We start from the raw sequence: 11,743 nt of genomic DNA, 5'->3' as shown, positions 1-11,743 counted from the left end.
TACATAGAGCTCTATTACAATAGGGTGCGCATGCATTCCACCCTGGGCTACATGTCTCCAGTGGAATACGAGCGGCAATACGCTTGAGGATCCTTAAAAGAAAGTCCAGTTTATCCTTCCCACTCCAAACCTCCCATTTCCCGATGTCCAAGAAATGGGAGGCAGTTCACTGTCCCCTTCGTGGTGGTTTTTCGTTCTGAGCCAAGGAGATTCATGTTCAACATTGTGCTGTATGCGCCCGAAATCCCGGCCAATACGGGCAATATCGGCCGCACCTGCGTGGTTACCGGCGCCCGTCTACATCTGGTGGAGCCACTGGGCTTTTCGCTCGACGACAAGACGGTGCGTCGCGCCGGCCTGGGCTACTGGCAAAACTTGGACGTGACCACCTATGCCGGCTGGGAGGATTTCCTTGCGCGCAATGGTCTCTCCCCTGCCGACGCACGCCTGCATCTGCTGACCAAAAAGGCACGCCGCACCTATGCGCAGAGTACCTACCGCGATGGCGACTACTTGGTCTTTGGCAGCGAGAGCTCGGGCATTCCCGAGCCACTGCTTGCCGCGGCGCCCGAGCGTTGCGAGCGCATCCCGATGCTGCGCGATTGCGACTCACTCGATAACGCTGAGGCTTGGGAAGCCCACGAGGAATCGCTGGGGCATGCCGAGGACAGCCACGAAGCCATCCTTCAGCAAGATATCTGCGGTAACTTCGTCAACCCGGGCGACTACCGCATCAGCGCCCTCAACCTCTCCAACAGCGCCGCCATCGTCCTCTACGAGGCCCTGCGCCAAACAGGCTTTCCGGGAATGTAACAAACCTGCCATTTGGGGACGGGGTAGAAATGGCAGATTTTTAAACCCTCTAGCTCTTGACAAGCTGGTTTTGGCATCAATGAGGCAAAGGGGCTGTCCCTTTGCCTCATTGATGCTCTAAATAACGAACCATTGCTTTTAATCAGAATTAACTAGAATAAAATAAAGTTAAACGGCGGTGCGAAAGGAGAGCCTTGTGGAATATCTCGAGAACCCGTTTACCCCCAGTTTTGGTGAGGTTCCTGCCCATCTCGCTGGCAGACAACAGATTATTCGGGATTTGGACCGCGCCTTCTTGAGCCAGCGTAGGCGCCCAGAATTGACCTCGATCTTCTCAGGCGCGCGTGGAACCGGTAAAACCGCTCTCATGTCGTCGCTCGCGACAAGGGCGGAATCCCACGGCTGGATTGCCGTAAAGACGACCGCGCTCCCGGGAATGCTTGAGGAAATCGAGTTCGGGGCGAAACGTGCTGCCGGCCATCTTATCGACCCGTCTAAGAACTTCGAAGTCACCGGTCTCGGAATTGCACCGCTCGGCAGCATCGAAGTCAATCGCGTTCACGATGCCTCAACCTGGCGTTATCGCATGAGCGACATCATCGACCAGCTCAACGAGGCTGGCACCGGTCTGCTCGTCACAGTTGACGAGGTGGACCCGACACTCGACGAGATGATTCAGCTTGCAGCGACGTATCAGCACTTTGTGACCGATGGGAAACGCGTCGCCCTGCTCATGGCGGGACTTCCCAACAACGTCTCGACGTTGCTGAACCACAAGACGGTCTCGTTCCTTCGCCGCGCCCAACAATATCATCTGGGTCGCATTGCCGACTATGACGTACGCGAGGCCTTGATTCGCACAATCCAGGAAAACGATCGCCTGGCAGATGCTGGGGGAATCGATAGAGCCGTTCGCTCGATCTCTGGTTTTCCCTTCCTATTGCAACTCGTAGGCTACCGTGCCTGGGATCTCACAAGCGATTCGAAGGAAATCTCGTCACGCGACTTTGACCTGGGAATCAAAATCGCGCGCGACGAGATGGACGACCGAATCCTCGCGGCAACCTATCGGGAACTCACCGCAGAGGACAAGCGATTCCTCATCGCCATGCTCGATGACGAAGAAGAGTCCACCACCGCTGACCTTGTCGAACGCCTTAAGCGTTCGCCGCAGCAGGTCTCCCGCTACCGACGCCGCATGATAGATGCCGGCATCATTGGAGAACGCGGGCGCGGAATCGTCGCATTTGAATTGCCATTCTTCCGCGACTACCTCGCGGCTCAATGCGTGAAATAGGCATCAATGAGGCAAAGGGGCTGTCCCTTTGCCTCATTGTCTATAGGTAGCGGCCGGTAATGCTTGCGGAGCAGGCCGCGATGTCGCCCGGCGTACCGGAGCAGACGATTTGCCCGCCCGCATCGCCACCGCCCGGGCCCATGTCGATCACGTAATCGGCATTACGGATAAGGTCGAGATCGTGTTCGATCACGATAACCGTGGCGCCCTTGGCAACGAGGCCGTCAAACACACTCAGCAACACCTGAACATCGAGCGGATGCAGGCCGATCGTGGGCTCGTCGAACACAAACACGGCGTCGTCCTGCACGCGGCCCATCTCGCTCGCAAGCTTAAGGCGCTGCGCCTCGCCGCCCGAGAGCGCCGGCGTGGGCTCACCGAGCGTGAGATAGCCCAAGCCCAGGTCGTGCAAGGTCTGCAAGCGCGCCTGAACCTTCTTGAGTCCCACCGTGGCGTCGAGGGCCTCGTCCACACTCATGTCCATGAGCTGCGGCAATGTAAGCAGGCTCCCGTCCTTGCCCTCGCGATGGATATGCGAGGCGGCCTCGGCGTAGCGCGAACCACGGCATGCCGGGCAGACGATCTCGACATCGGGCAAAAACTGTACGTCGAGCGATATCGAGCCCGTGCCGTCACACGTAGGGCAGCGCAAGGCGCCGGTGTTGTAGCTAAAGGCACCCGCCTTGTAGCCGGCTGCCTTGGCCTCGGGCGTACGGGCGAAGGCGCGGCGCAGCTCATCATGGATGTCGGCATAGGTCGCCACCGTCGAGCGCACGTTGGCGCCGATAGGCGTGGCGTCAATCAGGTTGGCGCGTACGATACCCTCGGCATCGATCCAGCGCACATGTTTTGGCAGGCGCTCGCCAGTTGCCTGAGCCTTAAGTGCCGGAATGAGCGTCTCGAGCACCAACGTCGTCTTGCCCGAACCCGAAACGCCCGTCACCGCGACAAGGCGGCCGCGTGGGATATCGACTTCGAGCGGCTTGACGGTATGGATGGCATCGGTAGCCATGCGGATATGCCCCTGGTCGAACATTTCCTCGTCAGTCACCTGCGGACGCAAGCGCTTGGGCTCGGCGCGCAAAAACGGGGCGATGCGGCTGCCCTGCGATTGTTCGACCTCGTCCACCGTGCCCGCGGCAATCACATTACCGCCGCCTGCTCCGGCAACGGGACCCATCTCGACCAGATAGTCGGCTTCCGCCAGTACGCGCGTATCGTGGTCGACAACAACCACGGTGTTGCCGTCATCCACCAGATCGCGCATCACGCCTACCAGGCCGTCGACATTGGCAGGATGCAAGCCGATTGAGGGCTCGTCCAGCACATAGAGCACGCCCGTCGATCGGTTGCGCACCACGCGGGCGAGCTGCACGCGCTGGCGTTCGCCCGTGGGGAGTGTGGCGCCGGCGCGGTCGAGCGAAAGATAATCGAGACCCAGATCGACCAGACGACGGGCCGCGCCCAAAAACGAATCGCAGATATCCGCTGCCATGGGCTGCATCTCGGCCGGCAAGGACGTAGGCACCCCGCGCACCCACTCAATCGCCTCACCCAGCGTCATGGCCGATGCCTGCGCCAGATTGATACCGCGCACCTGGGGCTGGCGTGCCGCCTCGGAGAGACGCGTGCCGCCGCAATCGCGGCATGGGCCCTCGCGCAAAAAGCGCGCCACGCGCTTAAGCCCCTTATCATCCTTAACCTTGGCGAGCGCATTCTCGACGGTATAGACGGCGTTGTAATAGGTAAAATCGAGCGGCGTAGCGCCCTCGCCGTTTTTGGGAACGTAGAGAATGTGTTTCTTAACCGCCGGGCCATGGAACACGATGTCGCGTTCTTGAGGCGTGAGCTGGTTAAACGGCACGTCGGTGCGCACACCCATCTCGCCGGCTACCTGCTTCATCAGATCCCACATGAGCGTACCCCAGGGAAGCACCGCGCCTTCGTTGATGGTCTTTGACTCGTCGGGCACCAGGCTCGCCTCGTCCACCTCGCGCATGACACCGGTGCCGCCGCAGGTGGGACACGCACCGCCGCTGTTAAACGCAAGGTCCTCGGCGCTCGGCGCGTAGAACTCACGACCGCATGCAGGGCACGTGAGCGACAGGCCCGCAGCCACGTTAAGGCTCGGCTCCACACGCGCCCCGCAATGTGGGCACACGTGATGGGCGCAACGGCTAAAGAGCAGGCGCAGGCTATTGTTGAGCTCGGTCATGGTGCCAAAGGTCGAGCGTACGCCCGGCACGCTCGGACGCTGGTGCAGCGCGAGCGCCGCCGGCACGTGCAAGACCTCATCCACCTGGGCATGTTCGGCCTGCGTCAGACGACGGCGAGTATAGGTGCTGAGCGCCTCCAGGTAACGGCGCGAGCCCTCGGCATAAAGAACCCCCAGCGCCAGCGAACTCTTGCCCGAACCCGACACGCCGGCAATGCCCACAAGCTTTCCCAGCGGAATATCGATATCGATGTCTTTAAGGTTATGAACGCGCGCGCCACGCACCTCGATAGCCTGCGGGCTCATCTTCTGTTCCGTCACCTTTATCACCCTACTCATGCCATAAAACTCGATCGCGAACGTACGCGCCCAGCATGGGCACGGTAAACCGGACGAGGCCGTATCCGGCAGCCTCGATGACGCGCTCGCGAATCAGGCTTGCGCGATATTTACTCGCCCAGCTCTGGGTACGATCACAACGCTCAATGATATCCGCCATGCGCGTCGGTTTGTTCTCGTCAACCGCCATAGCCTCGATAAAAAGGCGCTGTGGACTGCGCAGCCCGTAATACAGGGGCGCGTCAACCGCTTCGTAGAACTCGGAGACGGCATCCGCATGGCCATCCTCGACATCGCGCCTTTCGATGACCTGCGAGCCGCGTCGAACAGCAGACCGCCACATGTAATAGCCCACCAGCTGAACCATGTAGGGATGCCCCATGCTCTTGTGTGCCGCAAGGTCCGCCGTCTCCGCGTCAACGTAAAGACCAGCGTCTTTGACCGTCTGGATATACGAATCGCGTACCTTGGGCAAAGAGATCGCCCCCAACGTACGCTGCTGGGCACGCCGCAAAAACGTCACGCTCGGCTCTTCGAGCAGATCATCAACCATACTGGGTAAGCCGGCGAACACCAGCGCAAGACCGCGCTGGTCGCTATCGGACAAGCCCGTGGCATCCTGGTCTCCGAGCACCTGCTGATAGAGAACGGCAAGAGCCGCCAGTTCCTCGATAGACACAGATTGCGCCTCGTCAATCGCAAACAGTATGCCCTTGCCTGGACCGAGCTTCTTGAGGCGCTCGTTGACCAGCCCTCGCAACGTCTCGCCCCTTGCTCGCGCCGCCTCGACCGACATCCGCCCAAACGACGGACCGAACTCCATTGACGTCACAACGGGTTTATTTGAGCGAAGCGCGTCGGCCAAGCGGTCGCATAAGCCAAGCGAAGCGGAATCGGAGACAACCGCCCATCCGCGCTCGCTGGCCAGACGTTGCAGCTCCCGCAGGAGAACCGTCTTGCCACAGCCGCGGTTTCCCGTAATGAGCATGAGCCTGCCCGGCGCTCCAGCGCCGTTATCGAGCCCTTCCTCGAAATCTTCGATGACCGACTCGCGACCGATGAGCATCGGAGGCCGCTTGCCAGCCGTTGGCTTAAAGGGATTTGGATTCATGTCGGCCTCCTCGGATTGGCAAACCCTGGCAATAGTTATACCAACTTATACCGAGTTATACCAATAGCATGTGACAAAGGAACTGTCCCTTTGTCACATGTGGCCGAAAAACTCGGCGTCTGCTGCTCGCCAGGGGCGGAAGGTAGAGGGATCGACCTTTACGTGCGCCGCGGCGGGTACGTCGTACCATTTGACCGTGTAACCGGCGCCGTGAGAGCAAAAGACCGAATCGGGCGTGTTGGGCAGATCGGCCTCGGGCTCATAGGCGGCCGTCTCGATTACGCGCTCGGCATCATGGCAAGCCGCATAGCCGGTGAACTCTAGGTACAGATGCCCACGACCACTCGTGTAAGCAGCCACCTCCAGCGCGTAATCCTGCACCTCGGATGCCGGCACGCGACCCACAAGCTTCGCCCGGTCTCCCGCCATCGCCGGCGGCTCGTACTCAGCGCCCATGCGCGTGGCATCCGAGAGCGCGCGGCCCACGCACTCCCCCGGCACCTCGAGCTCAAAGTGGTACCACGGCTCCAACAGCACCGCCGCGCCAGCCTCACGCGCCTGCATGAGCCCCTGACGAATCGCGCGGTACGTGGCCTGGCGAAAATCGCCGCCCTCGGTGTGTTTGGCATGCGCACGGCCGCCCGTGAGCGTAATGCGCACATCGGTGATGGGCGAGCCGGTCAGCACGCCCAGGTGGTCGCGCTCCATGGCGTTGGTGAGTGCCAAACGCTGCCAGTTAAGATCGAGCTCGTCGGTCGAGGTCACGGTGCCAAACTGCACACCCGAACCCGCTGGCAACGGCTCCAGACGCAGATGCACCTCGGCATAGTGGCGCAGCGGCTCAAAGTGGCCCACGCCCTCGACCGGCTGCGAAATAGTCTCCTTATAGAGAATGCCGCCGGGCTCAAACTCGACTGCAAGGCCAAAACGATCGGCCAACACCCGCTGCACGACCTCGAGCTGCACGGCGCCCATCAACTGCAAATGAATCTGCTCAAGATGCGTATTCCAGCTTACGCCGAGCATGGGGTCTTCATCCGCCAGCTCAGCCAACGCTTTGAACACCGCATGGACATCGTGTTCGCCCGGAAGCACCGTATAGGTGAGGACCGGCGCAATGACAGGTGCATCGCCCGCAGGCTCCGCGCCCAGGGCGTCCCCCGGGCGAACGTGCGCAAGACCCGTCACGGCACAAATACCGCCAGCGGCAACTTCTTGGGCAAGCTCATACTTTTCGCCGTTATAGATGCGCACCTGGTCGATCTTTTGCTCCCATGCCTCGGCACCGGAACGTCCGCCAATCACCTGCTTGGCATGCAGCGTGCCGCCGGTCACTTTAACCCAAGCCAAGCGCTCGCCGCGATCCCCGCGGCTGACACGATAAACGCGCGCGGCAAACTCCGGGAGCCACGCCTGTTCACGCATCAGCGCGCATATGCCATCCAGCAGCTCGTCCACGCCTTGGTCCTTAAGCGCCGAGCCGGCAAAGCAGGGAAAGAGCTTGCGCTCGGCAACCATGCGTGACAGCGTCGCGACGGAAAGCTCACCCGCCTCAAGAAACTCCTCGAGCGCTTCTTCGTCTAACGCGGCAGCGTCCTCCTGAACGGCCCCGCCCGCCAACAGTTCGTTGGCATCCAAGCAGCCCTCGGAGAGACGTTGCCCAAGTTGTGTCAGCAAAACATCGCGACCGGGATTCTCCAAATCGATCTTGTTGATGAAGATGAATGTCGGGATGTCATAACGTGCAAGCAGGCGCCACAGGGTTTCGGTGTGCCCCTGCACGCCGTCGTTGGCGCCCACAACCAAAATCGCATAGTCGAGTGCGCGCAGCGTGCGCTCCGCCTCGGCCGAAAAATCAACGTGGCCGGGCGCATCCACGAGCATGACGTGGGTATCGCCGTGGTCGAGTACAGCCTGCGACGAGAAGATCGTAATGCCACGCTCGCGCTCGATCGCGTTAGTGTCCAGATGCGAATCGCCATCGTCCTCGCGGCCGCGCTTGCGAATGCGGCCCGCGTTGAACAGCATGGCCTCGGCCAACGTGGTCTTGCCGGCATCGACATGCGCCAAGATTCCAACGACCGCTTGCTTCGACATGGCTCTCCTCTTATTGCAAGCCCATCGCACGCGGCAACGGGCGTCCTCGTTCCACACTGGATGATACAATTTACGAGCCGGCGGGCGAAGCGGGCCCTATCCCCCGACCGAGTTCATCGTCCCGCGTTGCCGCGCGGCGATTTTCGTAGGTTCGCGCCTTGCGAAAGCCGGCTTTCAAAACAGCGCAGTAATCGAAAATGGCCCCACCCGGAGCCATTTTTCATTCGAATTAAGGACTGGTACGCGCCCCTGCTCTTACGCCTCGCGCAGCCAATCGAACGCGACACGCGCCGTGCCGTCGGACACATAGACGATACCAGCGCGCTCAAAGCCGGCCTTTATGATGGCACCCTGCATGGGCAGGTTATCCTGATGCGTGTCGATGCGCAGGTGATCGGCACGTTCTTTGGCAAAGGCAAACATCGCAGCCGCGATACCGTGCACGGTGCCGTCGGATGCCACACGGTGCAGCACGGCGTACGGAGTGTCGCTACGCCATTGACCGTCCTCAATGACGTCATAGCACTCGTCCGGGCCCGGTAAAAAGGCAAACGTCGCCACCACGCGGCCGTCGACTTCGCACACATAGCTGCCACCGGCGGCGATATCGGCAGCCAGCTGCTCGGCAGAAGGCGTGCCCTCGGGCCACTGCGTGGCGTTGCCATGCGCACGCATAAAGGCGCGGGCCGCGTCATAGATAGCCATGACGGCGGGAATGTCGGTATCGAGGGTTTTTCTGATCATCACGCGGCGACCTCACGTTTATTGGTATCACTTTGATTGAGCAATGATACCAACGTTTGGAGAAGGGCACGAAGCAGATGGGGAGCAAAAAGCGAGCCGCCTGGTCAAAGGCCAAAAGCGAGTTTTTGGGCGCTGCTACGGGCGGCGATATGAGCGACCTGTTTGCGCGCGAGGATGAGCGCCGCGACGCCCTGGACGCCGAGCGAGATGAGGCCTGGCGCTACAAGTCGTGCGAGCGAAAAAACCGTTACGACACGCGCGCCGAGGCCGAGGCCGTTATGGCCGACTGCGAAAACCGCGGGCGACGTGGTTTGGCCTGCTACAAATGCGAGTACTGCGGCGGCTGGCATCTGACGTCGCATCCTTGGAAATAGACTCCGCATCGGCACGGCACTGACGGAGCGCCAACCATCGCACGCAAGCTACGGGCGCGGCGGAACCAAAACATCGTAGCGAACGGCCTTGCCCGCAAGTTGATAGCTCGGCTTAACGCCGGCAAGCAGTGGCCCCTTCACCGGCCGCTTGATAACCACCTTGCGCGGGTGAACCGCAAGCGCAGCTTCGACCAGCGACTCCTCATCGGCGCACGGCTGTTCCAGATGATGTAGGAGCTGGAACTTCTTTTTGACCGCCGCGCTCTTGGTGCGCCCGGGAAACATGGGGTCCAGATACACCACGTCGGGAGCGGCAAGCTCGCCCTGACCGATCAGCTCAGCTACATGGCGAAGGCCGGCAATGCTGTCCTCGCCCGCATGTAAGCGCATGCGTAACACGGCAGCCGCAAGCGCCGGATCATCTGCCGCGCGATCCAGGGCATCCTTGAGGAGCGCCGCGATCACGCAATCCCGCTCATACAGATCGACGGCAAAGCCCGCGGCCGCCAGCAGCAGCGAATCCTCGCCAAAGCCTGCCGTAGCGTCAATCGCCCATGGTCGCTCGATGCCCTTTGTGCGCGCAGCCTTCACCAACAGCTCTTGCTGCAGACGGCCCTGCTTGAGTCGCGGCAGCATGCGGCCAAAATCGGCACGCAGCTCCATCGTGCCGTCGGTGAGCGTGAGGCCCTCGGGCTTCCCGGTCAGCTCAAGCCCCGCGGCCCGAGCAACAGAAAAGGGATCGACGACGCCCATGGGTACTCCTTAGCAAGCAAAACGAATACGTGGGCGCCGTTCATGACGACACCCAACCGTCCGCTATTGTCCCACATGTGACATGGCCCACAGCATCCCAATGCAAAGCACCGCCATCAATCCCGTGCACACGGCAGCGATCACGGAATCACTCATGCGCCTTCCCAACGACCGCGGCTCACGCACTTGCCCTGCTCCGTACATCATGGCTTCTCCTTCGGTCCAGCTCTTACCATGGCCCCATCATCGCAGCGCCGCGCATACGCTGCCATCGATTTGACTTACGCCCAGCTTTCTTTTTTGAAAGGTTGGACCGTGCGGGCAAGAGACGCTTTCAAACGCATGCATCGCCGCGTTGAACTACAATGTGCTTCACCATATGTGCAGTACATTGGGTGCGCCAAGTTGGCGTACTCGTATCGAAAGGACCAGCCATGAGCTTCACTCGCAAGACTCTCAAAATCCTTGCTCTCATCTACTTCGTTTTGGGCATCGCCAGCCTCGTCACCGCCGGCGTCGGTATCGCCACGGGCGGTCTCGATTCCACGTACGGTTCGTACGCCACGCTCGCAGCGGTCGTGCTTATCGCCAAGGGTCTCGTCGACCTTGCCGCAGGCGTCGCCGGTATCAAGGGCGCCAACAAGCCTTCGCAGGTGGACGGCGCGTTTAAGCTCGGTATTGTTGCCGCGGTCGCCACGCTTGCCCAAGCGGTGCTCACGCTTCCCGCGTTTGGCGGCGACGCCATCAACTTTGGCGCCTTTGTCATCGTGGTGTACGACCTGTTCTTTGTTCAGCAGGCACACGCCGTTAAGGCCGAGAACAAGGACCGCCTATAAGCGCTCGCTTCTCATAACCTCTGCAGCCAAGCAACTAAAAAGGGCCGATCGCGCATCTCCGCGGTCGGCCCTTTACGTTTGCCCAGATAAAACCTACCAAAATAAACCTGTCCCTTTTTGGCAGGTTGTTAGCTGTGGCGGTACTCGGCGATGATGAAGCCGATGTCGGTCTGAAGGGTATCCAAATTTGCCAGGCGCTCTTTGTCGGCGGGGCGCGTGCGGTAGTAGTACGGCGTCATCTGGAACACCGCCTCGATGTCCGCCTGGGTCTGAAGCGTAATATTCGCAGACACCCGCTGCGTTCCGACCAACTCGAGCTCGGTGGTCTTCGGCAGCTTCTCATCGTTAAGGTACGGCGTGTCGTAGAGTACCTCCTTGAGCCCAAAGAGGTGACGAGCACCCGGCACCACGGTGTAGAGCGAACCCTCCGGCGCCAGCACGCGGGCAAACTCGCGCTCGTTAAAGGGGGCAAAGAGCTCGGTCACCATATCGAAGGCGCCATCGGCCACGGGGATGTCCTTCATGTTGGCCACGAAGTAGGTCGCATCGCCGCGCTTGGCGGCCAGGCGCACCATCTCCTTGCCCAGGTCAAAACCGTAAGCATCTACGCCCGGCACCGCGCCCATGGCACTGGTGTAATAGCCCTCGCCACAGCAAATATCGAGCAGCGTCATGGGGCCGTTCGCAGACGTGGCGCGCCCAGACACCTGCTTGCGCACCAGCTCGACCATCGCATCGCGCAACGGCGCGTAGTATCCACGGTTCAAAAAGTCACGACGGCTGCGCGCCTGCGACTTGGGATCGCCCATGGAGTCGCCGCTCTTGGACGAGCGCAGTAGATATAGATAACCCTCGCGCGCACGGTCAAACCGGTGTCCGCCCGCGCATGCGGCCCCACGCTCATCGTCCACCAACGGTTCATGGCAAACGGGACACAACAACATGGCAACTCCTTAGCGCGAACAACACAACGCACACCATTGTCGCACGCCTTCCTCACCTAGTCATTGGGGACGTTCTTAAACGACTAGTCATTCAAGAACGTCCATTACAGTCGAAATTGTCAGCCCGGGACCGTCTCGGGCTACGATTGAGGCGCGCCCAGAACGGGCCGCCGACCGGGCGCCCGCGCACGGCCGAACGTCCCTGCCCCCGAGAGGGCCA

The 11,743-nt window shown here is 60.8% G+C and carries 10 protein-coding genes; 4 read left to right on the top strand and 6 right to left on the bottom strand.

Annotated elements, in window-relative coordinates:
* Positions 1 to 213: 213 nt before the first annotated feature.
* Positions 214 to 813: a tRNA (cytidine(34)-2'-O)-methyltransferase gene (locus tag AAAX72_RS09620; RefSeq protein WP_349130166.1), complete on the top strand. Its 600-nt coding sequence runs from the start codon at positions 214 to 216 to the stop codon at positions 811 to 813.
* A 196-nt stretch (positions 814 to 1,009) separates the two neighbouring features.
* On the top strand, positions 1,010 to 2,110 hold the full coding sequence (locus AAAX72_RS09615) for an ATP-binding protein (protein WP_349130164.1): 1,101 nt from the start codon (positions 1,010 to 1,012) through the stop codon (positions 2,108 to 2,110).
* 40 nt (positions 2,111 to 2,150) lie between these two features.
* On the opposite strand, the gene AAAX72_RS09610 is transcribed toward AAAX72_RS09615, so the two are convergent.
* The 4 genes from AAAX72_RS09610 to AAAX72_RS09595 form a co-directional block, all read right to left on the bottom strand.
* Positions 2,151 to 4,646 (bottom strand): excinuclease ABC subunit UvrA, encoded by a 2,496-nt coding sequence (locus AAAX72_RS09610; protein WP_349130163.1) that lies wholly within the window; start codon positions 4,644 to 4,646, stop codon positions 2,151 to 2,153.
* A gap of 10 nt (positions 4,647 to 4,656) precedes the next feature.
* Positions 4,657 to 5,775, bottom strand: a complete 1,119-nt coding sequence (locus tag AAAX72_RS09605) for an ATP-binding protein (RefSeq protein ID WP_349130162.1) — start codon at positions 5,773 to 5,775, stop codon at positions 4,657 to 4,659.
* A 93-nt stretch (positions 5,776 to 5,868) separates the two neighbouring features.
* Positions 5,869 to 7,872, bottom strand: coding sequence for a translation factor GTPase family protein (locus AAAX72_RS09600; RefSeq protein ID WP_349130161.1), 2,004 nt, complete (start codon positions 7,870 to 7,872; stop codon positions 5,869 to 5,871).
* 255 nt (positions 7,873 to 8,127) lie between these two features.
* Entirely contained in the window at positions 8,128 to 8,616 is a 489-nt protein-coding gene (locus AAAX72_RS09595; RefSeq protein WP_022093963.1) for a GNAT family acetyltransferase, read from the bottom strand.
* Positions 8,617 to 8,693: 77 nt separating this feature from the next.
* Here AAAX72_RS09595 and AAAX72_RS09590 point away from each other — a divergent pair, with 77 nt between their 5' ends.
* Positions 8,694 to 8,990 carry a hypothetical protein gene (locus tag AAAX72_RS09590; protein ID WP_055310006.1) on the top strand — a complete coding sequence of 99 codons (297 nt, stop codon included), beginning with the start codon at positions 8,694 to 8,696 and terminating at the stop codon, positions 8,988 to 8,990.
* A gap of 48 nt (positions 8,991 to 9,038) precedes the next feature.
* Here AAAX72_RS09590 and AAAX72_RS09585 read toward each other — a convergent pair whose 3' ends face one another.
* Positions 9,039 to 9,743 (bottom strand): class I SAM-dependent methyltransferase, encoded by a 705-nt coding sequence (locus tag AAAX72_RS09585; RefSeq protein WP_346981500.1) that lies wholly within the window; start codon positions 9,741 to 9,743, stop codon positions 9,039 to 9,041.
* A 434-nt stretch (positions 9,744 to 10,177) separates the two neighbouring features.
* Here AAAX72_RS09585 and AAAX72_RS09580 point away from each other — a divergent pair, with 434 nt between their 5' ends.
* Entirely contained in the window at positions 10,178 to 10,579 is a 402-nt protein-coding gene (locus AAAX72_RS09580) for a hypothetical protein (protein WP_055286664.1), read from the top strand.
* A 128-nt stretch (positions 10,580 to 10,707) separates the two neighbouring features.
* Here AAAX72_RS09580 and AAAX72_RS09575 read toward each other — a convergent pair whose 3' ends face one another.
* Entirely contained in the window at positions 10,708 to 11,523 is an 816-nt protein-coding gene (locus AAAX72_RS09575; protein ID WP_349130159.1) for a putative RNA methyltransferase, read from the bottom strand.
* Positions 11,524 to 11,743: the final 220 nt, after the last annotated feature.

Source organism: Collinsella sp. CLA-ER-H8 (assembly GCF_040092335.1).
In the GTDB taxonomy this organism is placed as follows: Bacteria; Actinomycetota; Coriobacteriia; order Coriobacteriales; family Coriobacteriaceae; genus Collinsella.
The sequence above is the reverse complement of the archived record's forward strand: the minus strand, read 5'-3'. Positions and strand labels throughout refer to the sequence as shown.

Excerpts from the sequence above, each read along its gene's own strand:
- AAAX72_RS09590 (WP_055310006.1), top strand. The coding sequence starts at position 8,694 with ATGGGGAGCAAAAAGCGAGCCGCCTGGTCAAAGGCCAAAAGCGAGTTT.
- AAAX72_RS09620 (WP_349130166.1), top strand. The coding sequence starts at position 214 with ATGTTCAACATTGTGCTGTATGCGCCCGAAATCCCGGCCAATACGGGC.
- AAAX72_RS09600 (WP_349130161.1), bottom strand. The coding sequence starts at position 7,872 with ATGTCGAAGCAAGCGGTCGTTGGAATCTTGGCGCATGTCGATGCCGGC.
- AAAX72_RS09605 (WP_349130162.1), bottom strand. The coding sequence starts at position 5,775 with ATGAATCCAAATCCCTTTAAGCCAACGGCTGGCAAGCGGCCTCCGATG.
- AAAX72_RS09595 (WP_022093963.1), bottom strand. The coding sequence starts at position 8,616 with ATGATCAGAAAAACCCTCGATACCGACATTCCCGCCGTCATGGCTATC.
- AAAX72_RS09580 (WP_055286664.1), top strand. The coding sequence starts at position 10,178 with ATGAGCTTCACTCGCAAGACTCTCAAAATCCTTGCTCTCATCTACTTC.
- AAAX72_RS09575 (WP_349130159.1), bottom strand. The coding sequence starts at position 11,523 with ATGTTGTTGTGTCCCGTTTGCCATGAACCGTTGGTGGACGATGAGCGT.
- AAAX72_RS09585 (WP_346981500.1), bottom strand. The coding sequence starts at position 9,743 with ATGGGCGTCGTCGATCCCTTTTCTGTTGCTCGGGCCGCGGGGCTTGAG.